This window comes from Erythrobacter sp. NFXS35, from assembly GCF_040148725.1.
GTDB lineage: Bacteria > Pseudomonadota > Alphaproteobacteria > Sphingomonadales > Sphingomonadaceae > Erythrobacter.
The window spans coordinates 257,301-272,699 of record NZ_JAGDEB010000001.1 but is presented as its reverse complement, the minus strand read 5'-3'; the positions used below and the strand labels follow the sequence as shown (position 1 = coordinate 272,699).

Sequence of the window (15,399 nt, the reverse complement as noted above, 5' to 3'; positions counted from 1 at the left end):
CCCCGTCAGAAATCGTAACGCAGGCCAACCAGTGCGGTGGCGAAGGCAAAGTCTTCGGCGCTGAATTCGCTGTCGAAATAGTCGATCGCGAGCGCCGCCCGGCCGGTCAGACGGCGGGTGATCGACTGGTTATAGGCTGCCGATGCGCCCATCGCGGTGACATCGCCGCCGTTTCCGGCCGCGTCGAACCAGTTGACATAGGCATTGGTGGTGAGATTGGCGCTGCGCCCCACCTGGCGGGTGAGGCCACCGATCACGTAATAGCTTTCGTCGGTCAGGCCATCGAGCGCGGCGAGCACAGTGCCGGGTGCGGAAATGAAGGTGCGCCGGTCATAGCCAGCGCCCAGCGCCGCGGTCGTGCGGCCCATTCGGCGCTGATAGGAAGCCCGCACGCCGCGCCCGCGGAACGCCGACGAACGCACCGAGCCGAGCCCGCCGATGATCGATTGGCCTTCAGTGCCGTTCACCAGCCCGCCGAAATCGCCGGTCACCGGATTGCGGATCGCCTCGAAATCGCTGTCCAGTCCGGCCAGCGAATTGTTGAGCAAGCCGCCAAAGCCGGTCACCCCGTCATAGACATTGACAGCAAAGGCGCTGCGCTGGCTCGGAACATAGGTGAAGGTGCCGTAATAGGTGGTGGAATCGTAACGCTCACCCACCCGCGCCTCAAGCGAGGTGCGCGAACTCGGTCGCCACAGCACGCCGACATCCCACAGCAACCCGTCGACATCGAAGGCAATGATGCGCGGCGCGGCAGAATCGGTCACGAACCGGCCGCCGTCGCCGATCACCGGATTGCCATCGGTATCGCGCAACGCATCGCGGCTGGAAATCTCGACATTCTCGTAACCCAGGCCGCCCACCAGCGCGAGGCTGGGGCCGAGCGGCATGGTCACGTCGCCGCGCACGTAAAGGTCGCGAACGCGCTGGTCGAGGTTGCCGATATCCTCCTGGAAGCCGCCCGCCGTTACCGCGAGACCTACGGGCAGCAGATCGCCAGCGCCGGTCGCAGCGCTGATCTGGCCCAGATAGGTCGTGCTGTCATCGAACACATCGACCGGAGCGCCTTGCGCGTCCACCAGCAGCGCATCGTTTTCGAACCGGTTATAGCCCACCCGTCCGACGCCGGTCAGGTTAACAGCGCCAACGCGGGTCGCCAGAGTGGGGCCGGCATAAAGGCTGTAAAAGCGGCTTTCGGCGTCCTCGCGCACGAGCGGGTTGGCGGTGGTGCCGCCGCCCGCATCAAGCCGGGTGCGTGCAGCCAGCCCGCCCGCCTCGAAGGTCAGAGCATTGGGGATCAACGCCAGCGATCCGCGTGCCACGCCGCTGATGGTGTCGGTATCGATACTGTCATCGCCGTAGCCGATATTGCGTTCATACCGCAGCGAAACCGCGGCACCGGAATTGCGGCCCTGCACGTTGAGATCGACCCCGACGGCGACCTGCGTGAAGGTCAGCACCTCGTCGCCCGGCGAAAGCTGGGCCGAGATCACCTGTCCGACTTCGATATAGGGCTGGATCAAGCGATTGGATCGCTGCTCCCCGCCGAGACCCTGTTCCTGTCCCTGACCTTGGGCCTGAGCATGGGCTGGAGCGGCGGTCAGCAGACTGGCGCACACCAGCGGCAATGCAAGAAGGGTTGCACGCATACTCATTTCCCTCGGGCCCCATAGCTGCCGAAGCGCCGCCCCGAAGGGCTGTAGCGCGTCGCATTCAGGAGCAGTTTGATATCCCCGCAGGCCGAAAGCAGCTGCTGCGCGTCTTCCAGCGCCGCCCGGCCGGTTTCATCGGCGCGCACCACCAGCAGCGCCTGGCCGACGTGCCCGGCAAGTTCCGCCGCAGGCGAGGCCGCCAGCGCGGGCGGCGTGTCGAAGATGAGAATCCGGTTCGGCGCGCCCTCGGTCAGCCGGTCGAGCACTTCGCCGGTATGCGCGCTGGCGAGATATTCGGCATCCAGCGTGTTGGCGGTTCCGGCGGGCAGCACGAACAGGCCCGGAATGTCGGTGCGAATGACGAGGCTTTCCGGCGCCACCGACGGATCGGCGAGCGCATCCATCAGCCCGCGCTGCCCGGCCTCAATCCCGAGATGCCGGGTCACGTCCGGCTTGACCACGTCGGCATCGACCAGCAGCACTTCCAGATCGCGTTCGGCGGCAAGCGCGATTGCGAGGTTGATGGCGCAATAGGTCTTGCCCTCGCCCGGATGCGGCGAGCACACCAGAATGCGGCGGGCCAGCGGCGTATCGCCAGACCGTGCATCGGCGAGCAGCTCGCGCTTCACGATGCGGAACTCCTCCAGCAGGCCGGAAACCGGGTCTTCGGGCACGATCAGGCCGCCCCTGCGCAGATGATCGCGGTCGATGCTGGCGTCAGGCCCGCAGAAGGCGACCGCGCGCACAGCTTCGGGCTGAGGCTGCGGTTGAGGTTGAGGTTGAGGCTCGGCACGGGCTTGCGCCTGCACGGGAGGCGTGGCGGTCAGCGGGGCCGGGGTCGCTTGCGGCTGCGGCGCGGCTGGGCGGCGCAACGGCTCGGGGATCGGCGGTACCGGCGGCAGCGTCGGGCCTGTACCCAACGGACCGAGCCCGAAGGCGCTATCGGCGCGCTCGAACAGCGACGCAGGCCTTGCACCTTCGCGGTTGATCTTGCCCTGTTCGGTCATCGCGGTTGTCCCGTCATCATCACGCAATCGTCCCGACCGAGACGATCTCGATGGCGACAAGGATCACAAAAATGCCCACGAGCCCGCCGCAGGCTCCGGCAAACTGCTTCAGGCGCTTTTTCTCCAGCGTGCGGGCGGCTTCGGAGATCGTCAGTGAAATCGAGCCGATCACCGGCAGATCGAACTCACGCTCCAGCTTTTGCGGGGTGGCGAAGCTCGATTTAAGCTGCCCCAGCCCCCATGCGGTCGCAGTCCCTGCGCCAAGCCCGACAATAAGTATGCCCAGCAGCAGCAGCGGACGGTTCGGCGCGGCGGGCTTGCGCGGCACGGTCGGGTCCTGGATCACGTCGAACCGGAACTGGCTCGCCTTGCTTTCGACCTGCCCACGCGTCCGCAATGCCTCGCGGTCTTGCAGCAGTTTTTCATAGTTTTCGCGCAGCACATCATAATCGCGGCTGATGCGGTTGGCTTCGGCGGCGACTGCCGGTTCGGACGCCTGACTGGCCATCAGTGCGGCAAAATCGCTTTGCAACGCGGCACGGCGGGCCTGCAGCGCCTCGACATTGGCCTGCCGCTCGGTACGGATCGCCATCAGCGACGACCACGCCGGATTGGGAGTGCCGCCCGCATCCTCCCCCGCTGCCGCAGCCTGCCTGGCGAGGATCTGCACCTGCTTGGTGGTGGAGACGACATCTGGGTGGTTATCGGTCAACCCGCGCGACCGCAATTCGGCGAGCTGGGTCTGCGCCTGTTGCAGGGCGGCGCGCGGGCCGGTCGCGTCACGTCCGCCGATGATGGTGCGCGGGGTGTTGGCCAGCTGGCCGGAGATTGCGGCCAGCGCGCTTTCGGCAGCGGCAAGATCGGCATCCACCGCACGCAGATCGGCGCGCGATTGCTGTACCTTGCTGGATAGACTGGCCGAGCCGCCAACGAGATCGGGATATTCCGCTTCAAAGGTCAGGCGGCGCTGCTCGGCCTCTTCCAGTTCGCGCTTGCGGCCGTCGAGCTGACGTTCGAGATCGGTAATCGCCTGCGCAATCCCGGCGCGGTTGCCCGCAACGTGTTCCTCGCGGAGGATATCTAGCAGTTTCTGCACCACATCGCGCGCAAGCACGGCGTTTTCGGCCTCGGACAAGTTGCTGCGCCCGATTTCGGCGGTGATCTCGAACAGGTTGTCCTGCTCGCTCGTTACCTTCACCTTCTTTTCAAGCTCGGAAATGGCAGCGTCGAGCGCGCCGCGCTCGGTAATGCCTTCGCCCAGACGGGTGGCGGTAATCACCTTTTCGAGGTTCTTCGCGCTCGACAAGGTTTGGCGCACGCGGGTGATTTCTTCCTTGCCGTCACCGGCGATCCCGAGCTGCTTGGACAAGACATCCTCGACATCGACATAGACCCGCGCCTTGGATTCGTAGGCATTGGGAATCATCGCGATCACCAGCCAGCCCAGCAGGCAGACGCCCCAGGCAATCGCAATCGCCATCCAGCGCCTGTGCCAGACGGTCCACAGCGCCGCGCGCAGTTCATCGAAGATCTCGCTCATTGGCGCAGGTGCCCTCTTAGAACCGGCTTTCCGGGATGATGATCGTATCGCCCGGCATCAGCATGACATTGGCACTGGCATCCCCGCGGCGGATCAGATCGGACAGGCGGACCCGGTATTCGACCTGCTTGCCGCTTTCGCGATCCTGCCGGATCAGCTTGGAACGATTGCCAGCCGCAAATTCGCTCAAGCCACCAACAGCGATCATCGCGTCGAGCGCAGTCATATTCGCCCGGAACGGCAGCGAAGCGGGCTGCGGGGTCGCACCGATCACGCGCACCTGCTGGGTGAAATTCCCCTCGGGCGTGTTGACGATCACCGATACGATCGGCTGCTCAATATACTGCGCCAATTCGCCTGCGATGTAGTCCTGAAGCTCGGTGGAGGTCTTGCCGACCGCCGGGATGTCCTGCACCAACGGTATAGTCAGCCGCCCGTCGGGGCGCACGCGCACCTTGTCGGCGCTGAGTTCGGGGTTGCGCCAGACGTGGATGGTGATCTCGTCAAGCGGGCCGATGGTGTATTCCTCGCTCGGCGCGATCGGTGTGTCGCTGTAGTTCGCCGGTGGCAATTCCTTGCCGCCGCTTGCGCAGGCCGCCAGCGCCAGCGGCGCCAGAGTGAGTGCGGCAAGGCGGTAAAGGGGCAGCGATTGGGGCATTGACGAGAATCCTTGGCCAGTTCTGCGTTCGGCGGCTTCGGACACGCAGCAGGAGCGACCTGCAATCCGTCATCGCCGGAACATCGGGCTCTTCTCGTCGGAAATGGTGAACATATTGTTAGTTATACAGCGGCAAATCCCGAGGTTTCCCGGATCGGGACACCCCATTGGCGCGGGTTAACGACGCTTGCCGCGCAGGCGGATCAAACCAGCATTTCGGCTGCCGGACCATGGCCCAGAAACGCGGACGGGCTGGCGCTCGCCCCATAGGCACCGGCGCAGAACACCGCGACCAGATCGCCGACATCCGCCGCAGGCATCAACGCCGCATCGGCGAGCCGGTCCAGCGGGGTACACAGGCAGCCGACGATGTTCACTTCCTCTGTCGGCTGTGCCCCGTAGCGCGTTGCTATTGCTGAAGGATAATTGCGGCGGACGACAGTGCCGAAATTGCCCGACGCGGCCAATTGGTGATGCAATCCACCATCGGTGACGAGATAGGTGGTGCCGTGGCTTTCCTTACGGTCGATGATGCGGGTCAGGTACACCCCCGCCTCGCCCACCAGATAGCGTCCGAGTTCGACGCATAATTCGCTGGCCTCCAGCACAGGCGGCAGGCTTCCGGTCCGCTCGGCCAGCGCCGCGCCGACGCGCGCCAGATCGAGCGGTTCGTCGCCCGGGAAATAGGGAATGCCGAAGCCACCGCCGATGTTGAGCTTGGGACAGCCGTGGCCGATATCCTCAGCAAGGTTCGCGGCCAGTTCCAACACATTGCCCTGCGCTTCTATGATCGCGTCTGCATTCAGCGCCTGACTTCCTGTGAAGATGTGCATGCCGCGCCATTCGGCCCCTTCGCCGATCAGCCAGCGAGCGAGCGCCGGCACCTTGTCGGCATCGACGCCGAATTGTTTGGCTCCGCCGCCCATCTTCATACCCGAACCCTTCAACTCGAAACTGGGATTGACCCGGATCGCGATTCGGGGCGGTTTGCCGAGCCGCTGGCCGATGGCGAGCGCACGGCGGCCCTCGCCCTCGCTTTCGCAGTTCAGGGTCACGCCTAGGGCGATTGCAGCCTCCAACTCGTCATCGCGCTTGCCGGGACCTGCAAAGCTGATCCGCGCCGGATCGATGCCTACTGCGGCGCACAGCGCGAGCTCGCCTGAGGAGGCAATGTCGAACCCGTCCACCAGCGGCGCCATGTGGCCGATCACCGCCAGATGCGGGTTGGCTTTAACTGCGTAATTGATCCCCACCCGCCCCGGCAGCGCGGCGCGCAACTCCGCCACGCGTGCATCGAGATGCTTGCGGGAATAGACGAACAGCGGGGTGCGTCCGGCATCGGCCACGAGTTCACTGGCGCGCTTGCCGCCGATTGCGAGTTCGCCGCCGATAGCATCGTAACCGGCAGGGATGGGGCCGACAGGTTTCATGATGCAAATTCCTGTGTAAGTTCGGCCTGCAAGGCGGTGCGGTCGATCTTGCCGTTGGGGTTCAATGGCATCGCCGCGCGCCAATGGATATGCTGCGGCTGCATGAAATTGGGCAGTTCGCGCTGGAGCCGTTTGGGCAGTTCTGCGCGTGCGGCTTCGTCGCCCCCATGCTCCCCGGCGATGCGCACCACCAGATGCACCGCCTGCCCTAGCCTTGCGTCTGCCACACCCAGCGCGACGGCTTCGACCACCAGTCCGGTCGCCAGCGCGGCATCCTCGACCTCCTGCGGGCTGATGCGGTTGCCCGCGCTCTTGATCATCGCATCGCGCCGCCCGGCGAAATAGAGCAAGCCGTCCGGAGCGCGCCGCACCCTGTCGCCCGACCATACGGCAGTGCCGCCATAGGTTGAGGCCGCGGGCGCGGGACGGAAGCGTTCGGCAGTGCGCTGCGCATCCTGCCAGTATCCTTGCGCGACCAGCGGCCCGCAATGGACAAGCTCGCCCTCCTCATCATCAGCCGCCACCCCACCTGCATCGTCGATGACGAGAATTTCTGTGAAGGGTATGGCCTTACCCATTGAAGTGGGATGGGAATCGACCAGAGCCGGATCAAGGAAAGTCGACCGGAACGCCTCGGTAAGGCCGTACATCGGAAACAGATCTGCCTGCGGGAACAGGCCCCTCAGCGCCTTGACCAGATCCACCGTCAGCGCCCCGCCGCTATTGGTCAGCCGCCGCAAGGGCGCGCGGGCATCCTCGGGCCAGTCAAGCTCGGTCAGTTGCACCCACAAGGGCGGCACCGCCGCCAGCGTCGTCACCTGATGCTTCGCGCATGCCTTGGCGACATCTTTGGGAAACAGGAAATCGAGCGGCACGACGCAGCCGCCCGCAAACCATGTGCTCAAGAGCTGGTTCTGCCCGTAGTCGAACGATAGTGGCAGCACGGCCAGCGTCACATCGTCACGTTCCAAACCGAGGTAATGCGCTACGCTGACCGCGCCGAGCCACATGTTGGCGTGGCTCAGCATCACCCCCTTGGGCTTGCCCGTGGAGCCGGAGGTGTAGAGGATCGCGGCCAGTTCCGCCGGGTCGGCCTCGGAAGCCCCCAACTCGCGGTCTGCCGCCTCGGCGCTCGCCAAGGCCTCGCTCTCGCCAATGCCCGCGCAACCAGGCGGCAGATCGCCGGGTTCAAGGCTGGCAAGCCGTGATCCCGTCCCGATCAGCAGCCGCGTCCCGCTATCGGCAAGGATATGCGCCACTTGCGCGCGTTTGAGCAGCGGATTCACTGGCACATGCACCAGTCCCGCCCGCGCCGCAGCCAGCGGCAGCATGCAGGTAAGCTCACCCTTGGCCGCCCAGCTTGCCACCCGCGCTCCGCGTGTCGGCACCATCTGCGCCAGCCATCCGGCAAGACGAGCGACACGCTGTCTTAACTGATTGTGGTTAAGCGTGCCCTCGCGCAAGCCCAGCGCGGGCCTGTCCCCATACCCCGCCGACCCCGCCAGTTCGGCAAGGTGATCGAGCGGACGCGGAGCAGGATCGGGCTGGTCGGGCATGGTCGGGAGCATTCTTTCAGTGGTCGAAGCGCGGTATCACGATAGCGTTAACGTCTTGCAAGCGATCAGTGCGTCCGCAGAGCAAGCACCGTTCGACCGGGCTGAATGGTATGCGCTGCTGGCCGATACCGGATTGACCCCGCTGATCGCGTTCGCTTCCGAAAGGGGGGCCAACGATGCCGATAGCGCCGCCGCGCTGGCGCTGACCGATGATCACGGGCGGATTGTGCCGTTGCGCAATTGGTACAGCTTTATCTGGCGTCAGCTTGCCCCCGCAGGCCCGACGGGCGACCGGCTGCTTGAGACGATTGCGCAGGATTTGAAAACCCGCGGCCACCGCGTGACGCTGGAACCCGTACCGGGCGAGGATGGATCGGCAGAGCGGCTCGCCCGCGCTTTTCGTGCTGCGGGCTGGCGCGTAACGGTCGAACCGTGCGACACCAATCACGTCCTGCCGGTGCGCGGGCGCAGCTTTGCCGAATATTGGGAAAGCCGTCCCGGACAGTTGCGCACCACCCTCAAACGCAAGGCGAAGAAGGTCGAAACGCAGGTGCTCACCCGGTTTGATGAGGGCGTGTGGGCCGATTACGAAGCGATCTATGCCGCCAGCTGGAAACCCGCTGAAGACCAGCCCGCCATGCTGCGCGCCTTTGCCGAGGCCGAAGGCGCGGCGGGCCGGTTGCGGCTTGGCGTGGCGCGGGCGGATGGGACGGCTGTGGCCGCACAATGCTGGACAGTCGAGAATTCAATCGCCTACATCCATAAGCTCGCCCACCTTGAGAGCCATAAGCCTTTATCCGCTGGCACCATTCTGAGCGCGGCATTGTTCCGGCACGTGATCGACATCGACAAGGTCAATCTGGTCGATTTCGGCACCGGCGACCAGAGCTACAAGGCCGACTGGATGGAAGATGTTCGTCCACGGTTCCGCATCGATTGTCTCGACCCGGCACAGCCACAAGCCTGGCCCCCGCTCGCCAAGCGAATCCTGCGTCGGTTGCGCCGCGCGCCCACCCCCGCAGCGCTTGCACCCGCGGCTATGCATGGCTAAGCCCCGCGGCCACGGTCGCGCCAAGCGATCATGGCAGGGATTTTGGGCAAGCCGATGAACAGTATTCCAACCATCCCGAGCGAAGCCGAAGCGGCAGCGCTCGATACCGAACTCAAGGGCCTGATCGCCGACGTGCTCGGCCTCGATCCGGCGCAGGCGGCTGCATTCAGGCCGGAAAGCGGCCTGTTCGGTCATTTGCCCGAGTTGGATTCGATGGCGGTCGCCGGCCTGCTCACCGAGATGGAAGACCGCCTCGGCATCGTGATCGAGGATGACGATGTCGATGGCGAGATGCTGGAAACCTATGGCGCACTGCGAGCCTTCGCACAGGCCAAACTTGCCTCCCGCTAGACCCCTGCCCTCGTGATTTTCACGTGGACCATCGCAGGGCCTGACGGCGCGACCATCGACGAATTGCTGGTCGCTTTCGATCGCGGTCGTGCGCGGCGCGTGCTGGTGTGTCCGGCATGGTTCGACGAGGCGAACAAGCTGCGGCGCTTCACGGTCGAGGTGATGCGGCGGCTCGACGCAGTCGGGATCGACAGCTTCCTACCCGATCTGCCCGGATGCAATGACAGCCTAGCGCCGCTCGGCGGGCAGACCCTCGCGACCTGGCAAGCAGGGATGCAAGCTGCGGCGACCACCTTTGCCGCGACCCATGTGCTTGGCCTGCGCGCCGGGGCGCTGGTGGCGCCCACGACCTTGCCCGGCTGGCATTATGCCGCACAATCCGGCCCCAAGCTGCTGCGCGGCATGATCCGCGCCCGCACCATCGCCGCACGCGAGGCCGGGCGCGAGGAAAAGACCGATGCGTTGATGGCTCTCGGCCGCACCGAAGGATTGACGCTTGGCGGTTGGTCGCTGGGCGCCGCCATGATCCGCGACCTCGAAACCGCCGAACCGGCGCTGGCCAAGAGGCAGTGCGATATCGCGCAAGCTGCGCTCGGCGGGCCCGGATTATGGCTGCGGGCCGAACCGGGCGAGGACCGCGCGCAGGCCTATGCTCTCGCCGCGCTTATCGCCAACGACCTGACGGGGGAGAGCGAATGAGCCGCCTGCCGCTGTCTTTCGGCTGCGGGCAGTTGCACCTTGCCGCAACGCTCGACACAGCGCCCGGCACCACCGGGCTGCTGATCGTCAGCGGCGGCAACGAGATCCGCTCGGGCGCTTTTTCCGGGCAGGCGCACCTCGCAGCGCGCATCGCCCGCGCAGGGTTTCCGGTGTTTCGCTTCGACCGGCGCGGCGTTGGCGACAGCGAGGGTGAGAACCGCGGCTTCCGCCATTCGGCCAAGGACATCGCTGCTGCAATCGAGGCCTTCCGCGCAATCACGCCAAATGTCACCCGCGTGGTTGCTTTCGGCAATTGTGATGCCGCCTCGGCGCTGATGCTGGCGGGCGGCGAAGGGTTGGCGGGGCTGGTCTTGTCGAACCCCTGGACGATCGAGCAGGAAGCCGACGGCGAACCGGCCGATACCGCCCCGCCCCCCGCCGCGATCCGCGCCCGCTACCTCGAAAAACTCAAGAACCCGCGCGAGGTTGCCCGCTTACTGGGTGGGGGCGTCAATCTGGGCAAGCTGGCGCGGGGGCTGATCCGTTCGGTCGCTGCTGCGGGGGAACCGTCCGACCTTGCAAAGGAAATGCGCGAAGGGCTGGCGCGCTTTGATGGCGATGTGCGCATCCTGCTCGCCACTGCAGATCGCACTGCGCAAGTGTTCGCGGCGGCATGGGACGCATCCGATCCCCGCATCCGGCGCTGCGAAGGCGCGGGCCATGCCTATGTCGAGCCGGAGCACCGCGACTGGCTGCAAGCGCAGATCCTCGCGGCCTTACGTTCCTAACGCTCGAACAGGCTGACCAGTTCGACGTGGGTCGACCAGCGGAATTGGCCGACGGGGCGAAGTTTCGTCAGGCGAAAGCCAGCCTCGGCCAATGTCGCCGCATCGCGCGCCCAGCTTGATGGATTGCAGCTGACATAGACAACGCGGGGAACCGTGCTGGCGGCAATCTCGGCCACCTGCGCCCGCGCGCCTGCACGTGGCGGATCGAGCAGCACGGCATCAAAGCGGTTCAACTCCGCAGGCTGGAGCGGGTTTCTGAACAGGTCGCGGTGCAGCGCCAGAACAGTGTTGCCCGCCAGCGCCCCGGCGCTCTTGCAGGCGAGATGCGCAGCGCGTTCGGCCTCCACGGCCAGCACCTTGCGCCCCTGACGCAAGCCGAAAGCAAATGTGCCGAGCCCCGCGAACAGATCGGCAACCATCCGCGCGTCGCCAATCCAGGCGGCGGCATCGGCGACCATGCGGCTTTCCGCGTCGGCGGTGGCTTGCAGGAACGCACCGGGCGGCAGGCCCACCGGCACGCCCGCCAGCGTCACCGTCACCGGCTCGGGCTCCCACAGGGTTTCGGGGCCATAGCCCTGATCGATAGTCAGCCGCGCCAACCCCTGTTCGCGCGCGAAATCGAGCGCTGCTTCGGTCGGCCCCAGCCCTTCGAGCGGGAACTGCGTCAGGTTCGCCTCGACCCCTTGATCGGCGAGCGTCAGGTCGATCCCCACCATCCCCTTGGGGCCATGCGCCGCCACGAACCGCCGCAGCGGAGCGATCATCGCGGCGAGTGCGGGATGCAGCACCGGGCATTCGGCCAGATCGACGACGCGGTGCGATCCGCCCTCGCGGTAGCCCAGCACCGCTCCGCGCACCGTGCGAAGACCGTGCAGCCCGGCGCGGCGCCGGCTGGCGGGGGGTGAAAGGTGCACCGGCAGCAGTTCGGCCGGCTCCAGCCCCTGACCGCTGGCCGCGTTCACCACCCGGTCGCGCACGAAATCGGCCAGCACCGCATCATCGGCGTGTTGCAACTGGCACCCGCCGCAGGTGGCGAAGTGGCGGCAGGCGGGCGCGATGTGGTGCGGCCCGGGAACGACAGCTCCTTCGGCATCGACGGTATCTCCCGGCACAGATCCGGATGCATGGCGGCCAGAGGCGGTTACGCCATCGCCCTTGGCGGCGAGGCGGATAATGAGTTCTGAAAGGGTCACAGCGCCGCCGCTAGCGCCTCTGCCACCCGTTCGGCAAGCTGCGATGGCGTGAAGGCCGCCCCGGCCCGCCGTGCGGCCTCACCGTGGAGCCAAACCGCCTCGCATGCAGCGGGGAAGGGATCACTCCCCGTCGCCATGCGGCTCACGGCGATCCCGGCCAGGACATCGCCCGTCCCCGCGACCGAGAGCCAGCTCGGCGAAGGAGGGGCCAGCGCGAGCCGACCGTCGGGCGCGGCGATGACACTGTCCGGCCCCTTGGCAAGCACCGTCATGCCGCTGACCTTCGCCAGCGCCAGCGCCCGGGCGCGGCGTCCTTCCGCGATCACCCCGAAATTGCGGCACAGGGTTTCCAGTTCGCCATCATGCGGCGTGGCAAGGATCGGCATAGTTCTGGCGAGCATATTGGGCGCGAGCAGCACCAGCGCATCGGCATCCAGCACCAGTCCTCGGGCATGGCGCAAAGCCTCGCCGAGCATCGTCCTGGCCGCCCCGTCGCGCCCCAATCCCGGTCCGATAAGCACCGCCGCGATGCGATCATCCTTCAGCGCTTCTTCGAGCGGCGCGGTGTGTGCGACGATATCGGGCGGGGTGCGCGGATCGGCTTCGCGGGTGAGCAACTTCACATAGCCGGCCCCCGCATGCTGCGCGGCGGCAGCGGCCAGCAGGCTCGCCCCCGGCATTGCTCCGGCAAGGATGGCAGCAAGACCACGGCGGTATTTGTGGCTATCGGCAGCAGGCGCTGCAAGCTGCGGACGTTCGACCAGCAACGCCGCGCCCTCGATCGCCGCGATACCGATCGGCACCAGACGCATCTGCCCCATCAGCGCGCGGCCCGGCAGGCTCCAATGCGCGAACTTCCATGCGCCCAGCGCCAGCGTCAGATCGTAACGCGGCAGCCGCTCGTTCAGCGCCGCGCCGCTATCGCTCGCGATGCCGGACGGCACATCCACCGCAACCCTGTAGCGGTGGCGCACGGCCAGATCGCGCAGCAGCAGCGCATGTTCGGCCACCAGCGGGCGGGCGAGGCCCGATCCGAACAGGCAATCGACGAAGACATCGCCCTGCACGCCATTCCCTGCACCCGCGACCGCCCCGCCCCAGCGGCGTCGTGCCTCTTTCGCCGCATCGGTTGCCGGAGGAACGGGAGCGATGACTTCCACCGCGTTTCCAGCCTCACGCAAAATACGTGCGATAACATAGCCATCGCCGCCATTGTTGCCGGGGCCGCACAGCACTGTGACGCTCCTCCCCGCGGCCACGCGCCGGATCCACTCAGCCGCGCCCCTTGCCGCGATCTCCATCAATTCCGCAACGCTCGTCCCTGCATCGAACAGCGCCTGTTCAGCGTCCCGCATCTGTGCGGCGGTAAGGACCTGCGCGGCGGTCACGGCACCGGCGGGGCCAGCAGCTTGCGCGCAATTCGATAGCGATCGGCGCCCACGGCGAATTGCTCAACCTCGCCCGCGCTCGCTTCGGGAACAAGCGGATCGGCCCCATCCAGCGGCGCGAGCGCGCCACTGGCGGGATCACGGGCCAACCGCCGGAAGCCGCCGTCAGGATGATGGAGCACCACCTCAGCCGAACCCGAAACCCATTCCATCGTGCAGACCGGGGACAAATCCGCGCCTGCGCCAATCGCGCAATCGACCGCGTCGCCGGGCGGCAGCGGGCTTTCCGCCGCGCAGGCCGCCACCAGCGGCAGAAGGACGACCGCGCTAGATATCCGCAAAGACATGGGTTTCCGCCTTGGCGCCGGGGTGAGTCAGCGCACCATAGCGCGCCGGCCCGACATTCTGGGCATAGCGCCACAATGCGCCCGCCTGAAAATCGTTGGAGCGTGGCTGCCACGCCCTGCGGCGCTCGTCGAGCACGTCTGCGGCAACGTCCAGTTCGATCGTACCGGCTTCGGCATCGATGCTGATGATGTCGCCATCCTCGACTATCGCAATCGGGCCGCAATCGGCGGCTTCGGGGCAGACGTGCCCGATGCAGAACCCGCGCGTTGCGCCGGAAAAGCGCCCATCGGTGATCAGCGCCACCTTCTCGCCCATACCCTGCCCGTAAAGCGCGGCGGTGGTCGACAGCATTTCGCGCATGCCGGGGCCGCCGCGTGGGCCTTCGTAACGGATCACGATCACGCAACCTTCGGCAATGTCGCGGCGTTCGACGGCGGCGAAGGCATCTTCTTCGCATTCGAACACCCGCGCCGGGCCACTGAATTGCAGCCGCGCCATACCAGCAACCTTCACGATCGCCCCGTCAGGCGCGAGGCTGCCGCTGAGGCCGACCACGCCGCCGGTGGGGGTGATCGGGGTCTTCACATCGTAGAACACCTTCTGATCGGGGTTCCAGGTGATCTCTTCAAGGTTTTCGCCGATGGTCTTGCCGGTGACGGTGATCGGATTGGGATCGATGAACCCGCCATCGAGCAGCGTCTTCATCGCCATGTAGACCCCGCCCGCCTCGTGCATATCCTTGGCGACATACTTCCCGCCGGGCTTCAGGTCAGCAATGTAAGGCGTTGATTTAAAGACTTCGGCAACGTCGAAAAGGTCGAAGTGGATGCCCGCCTCGCTCGCCATGGCGGGCAGGTGCAGCGCGGCGTTGGTAGACCCGCCTGTCGCCGCGACCACCCGTGCGGCGTTCATGAAAGCTTCGCGGGTGCAGATATCACGCGGGCGCAGGTTCATGGCGACAAGTTCCATGACCTGCTTGCCTGCGGCGACGGCGATGTCGTCACGCGACCTGTAAGGAGCGGGCGCCATGTTGCTGTTCGGCAGCGACAAACCGATCGCCTCACCGACGCAGGCCATGGTGTTGGCGGTGAACTGCCCGCCGCACGCGCCGTGGCCGGGGCAGGCGACCTTTTCCAGTGCGATCAGCTCGGTCAGCGGGCAGTTGCCGGCAGCGTATTGCCCGACCGCCTCGAACACGTCGACGACGGTCACATCGGCGCCGCGATGGGTGCCGGGCAGGATCGATCCACCATAGACGAAGATCGACGGAACATTGAGCCGCAGCATCGCCATCATCATGCCCGGCAGGCTCTTGTCGCAGCCCGCAAAGCCGACAAGCGCGTCATAACAATGGCCTCTAACCGAAACCTCGACCGAATCCGCAATGATCTCGCGGCTGATGAGCGAGCTTTTCATGCCCTGATGGCCCATCGCGATGCCATCGGTGACGGTGATGGTGTTAAACCGACGCGGGGTGCCGCCGCCTGCGATCACGCCTTCGCGGCAGATATCGGCCTGCGCGTTCAAGGTTGTGTTGCAGGGCGCGGAATCGTTGCCCGCGCTGACCACGCCGACGAAGGGCGCGGCGATTTCTTCCTCGGTCATGCCCATCGCGTAATAATAGGAGCGGTGCGGGGCGCGCTCCGGCCCGACCGAGACGTGGCGGCTGGGGAGCTTCGACTTGTCAAACCTGGACGACATAAGATTTCCTGTTGCGGGGATTTTCTGAAACTTCCCC

Annotated in this window: 14 protein-coding genes; 4 read left to right on the top strand and 10 right to left on the bottom strand. The window is 66.0% G+C overall.

Translation table 11 applies throughout. From position 1 onward, the window contains the following. Positions 1-5: 5 nt before the first annotated feature. The 6 genes from J3454_RS01365 to J3454_RS01340 all read right to left on the bottom strand — a co-directional run bounded on the left by J3454_RS01365 (position 6) and on the right by J3454_RS01340 (position 7,843). Positions 6-1,649: a preprotein translocase subunit YajC gene (locus J3454_RS01365; protein ID WP_349511965.1), complete on the bottom strand. Its 1,644-nt coding sequence runs from the start codon at positions 1,647-1,649 to the stop codon at positions 6-8. 2 nt (positions 1,650-1,651) lie between these two features. Further along, on the bottom strand, positions 1,652-2,659 hold the full coding sequence (locus J3454_RS01360; protein WP_349511964.1) for an AAA family ATPase: 1,008 nt from the start codon (positions 2,657-2,659) through the stop codon (positions 1,652-1,654). Between the two features lie 19 nt (positions 2,660-2,678). Further along, entirely contained in the window at positions 2,679-4,199 is a 1,521-nt protein-coding gene (locus J3454_RS01355) for an XrtA system polysaccharide chain length determinant (protein WP_349511963.1), read from the bottom strand. Positions 4,200-4,215: 16 nt separating this feature from the next. After that, positions 4,216-4,857, bottom strand: coding sequence for an XrtA/PEP-CTERM system exopolysaccharide export protein (locus tag J3454_RS01350; RefSeq protein WP_349511962.1), 642 nt, complete (start codon positions 4,855-4,857; stop codon positions 4,216-4,218). Between the two features lie 203 nt (positions 4,858-5,060). Further along, complete coding sequence (locus J3454_RS01345) at positions 5,061-6,287, bottom strand: pyridoxal-dependent decarboxylase, exosortase A system-associated (protein WP_349511961.1); 1,227 nt, start codon at positions 6,285-6,287, stop codon at positions 5,061-5,063. Then, a complete protein-coding gene (locus J3454_RS01340) occupies positions 6,284-7,843 on the bottom strand; it encodes an acyl-CoA ligase (AMP-forming), exosortase A system-associated (RefSeq protein ID WP_349511960.1) in 1,560 nt (519 codons plus the stop codon). Before J3454_RS01340 ends, J3454_RS01345 begins: the two co-directional genes overlap by 4 nt. On the opposite strand from J3454_RS01340, the gene J3454_RS01335 reads away from it, so the two are divergent. Genes J3454_RS01335 through J3454_RS01320 form a run of 4 tightly spaced genes read left to right on the top strand, consistent with a single transcriptional unit; the run spans position 7,842 to position 10,732 of the window. Next, positions 7,842-8,894: a GNAT family N-acetyltransferase gene (locus tag J3454_RS01335; RefSeq protein WP_349511959.1), complete on the top strand. Its 1,053-nt coding sequence runs from the start codon at positions 7,842-7,844 to the stop codon at positions 8,892-8,894. The genes J3454_RS01340 and J3454_RS01335 overlap by 2 nt on opposite strands. A 54-nt stretch (positions 8,895-8,948) precedes the next feature. Beyond that, positions 8,949-9,245 carry an acyl carrier protein gene (locus J3454_RS01330; RefSeq protein WP_349511958.1) on the top strand — a complete coding sequence of 99 codons (297 nt, stop codon included), beginning with the start codon at positions 8,949-8,951 and terminating at the stop codon, positions 9,243-9,245. Positions 9,246-9,257: 12 nt separating this feature from the next. After that, positions 9,258-9,944 (top strand): alpha/beta hydrolase family protein, encoded by a 687-nt coding sequence (locus J3454_RS01325; protein ID WP_349511957.1) that lies wholly within the window; start codon positions 9,258-9,260, stop codon positions 9,942-9,944. Beyond that, positions 9,941-10,732 (top strand): hydrolase 1, exosortase A system-associated, encoded by a 792-nt coding sequence (locus J3454_RS01320; protein ID WP_349511956.1) that lies wholly within the window; start codon positions 9,941-9,943, stop codon positions 10,730-10,732. The genes J3454_RS01325 and J3454_RS01320 overlap by 4 nt, the downstream gene beginning before the upstream one ends. On the opposite strand, the gene J3454_RS01315 is transcribed toward J3454_RS01320, so the two are convergent. From J3454_RS01315 to ilvD, 4 genes are read right to left on the bottom strand one after another with little or no spacing between them, the layout of a single operon-like run. Beyond that, a complete protein-coding gene (locus J3454_RS01315; protein WP_349511955.1) occupies positions 10,729-11,925 on the bottom strand; it encodes a class I SAM-dependent RNA methyltransferase in 1,197 nt (398 codons plus the stop codon). The genes J3454_RS01320 and J3454_RS01315 overlap by 4 nt on opposite strands. Continuing rightward, positions 11,922-13,313 carry an NAD(P)H-hydrate dehydratase gene (locus J3454_RS01310; RefSeq protein ID WP_349511954.1) on the bottom strand — a complete coding sequence of 464 codons (1,392 nt, stop codon included), beginning with the start codon at positions 13,311-13,313 and terminating at the stop codon, positions 11,922-11,924. Before J3454_RS01310 ends, J3454_RS01315 begins: the two co-directional genes overlap by 4 nt. Beyond that, on the bottom strand, positions 13,310-13,660 hold the full coding sequence (locus J3454_RS01305) for a hypothetical protein (protein ID WP_349511953.1): 351 nt from the start codon (positions 13,658-13,660) through the stop codon (positions 13,310-13,312). The genes J3454_RS01310 and J3454_RS01305 overlap by 4 nt, the downstream gene beginning before the upstream one ends. Beyond that, the gene (gene ilvD, locus J3454_RS01300) at positions 13,641-15,362 is read right to left on the bottom strand and encodes a dihydroxy-acid dehydratase (RefSeq protein WP_349511952.1); all 1,722 of its coding nucleotides are present in this window, start codon (positions 15,360-15,362) and stop codon (positions 13,641-13,643) included. Before ilvD ends, J3454_RS01305 begins: the two co-directional genes overlap by 20 nt. Positions 15,363-15,399 lie beyond the last annotated feature (37 nt).

Coding starts and splice junctions, on each gene's coding strand:
- J3454_RS01305 (WP_349511953.1), bottom strand. CDS start 13,660: ATGTCTTTGCGGATATCTAGCGCGGTCGTCCTTCTGCCGCTGGTGGCG.
- J3454_RS01365 (WP_349511965.1), bottom strand. CDS start 1,649: ATGCGTGCAACCCTTCTTGCATTGCCGCTGGTGTGCGCCAGTCTGCTG.
- J3454_RS01335 (WP_349511959.1), top strand. CDS start 7,842: ATGGTCGGGAGCATTCTTTCAGTGGTCGAAGCGCGGTATCACGATAGC.
- J3454_RS01340 (WP_349511960.1), bottom strand. CDS start 7,843: ATGCCCGACCAGCCCGATCCTGCTCCGCGTCCGCTCGATCACCTTGCC.
- J3454_RS01360 (WP_349511964.1), bottom strand. CDS start 2,659: ATGACCGAACAGGGCAAGATCAACCGCGAAGGTGCAAGGCCTGCGTCG.
- J3454_RS01350 (WP_349511962.1), bottom strand. CDS start 4,857: ATGCCCCAATCGCTGCCCCTTTACCGCCTTGCCGCACTCACTCTGGCG.
- J3454_RS01355 (WP_349511963.1), bottom strand. CDS start 4,199: ATGAGCGAGATCTTCGATGAACTGCGCGCGGCGCTGTGGACCGTCTGG.
- J3454_RS01320 (WP_349511956.1), top strand. CDS start 9,941: ATGAGCCGCCTGCCGCTGTCTTTCGGCTGCGGGCAGTTGCACCTTGCC.
- ilvD (WP_349511952.1), bottom strand. CDS start 15,362: ATGTCGTCCAGGTTTGACAAGTCGAAGCTCCCCAGCCGCCACGTCTCG.
- J3454_RS01330 (WP_349511958.1), top strand. CDS start 8,949: ATGAACAGTATTCCAACCATCCCGAGCGAAGCCGAAGCGGCAGCGCTC.
- J3454_RS01345 (WP_349511961.1), bottom strand. CDS start 6,287: ATGAAACCTGTCGGCCCCATCCCTGCCGGTTACGATGCTATCGGCGGC.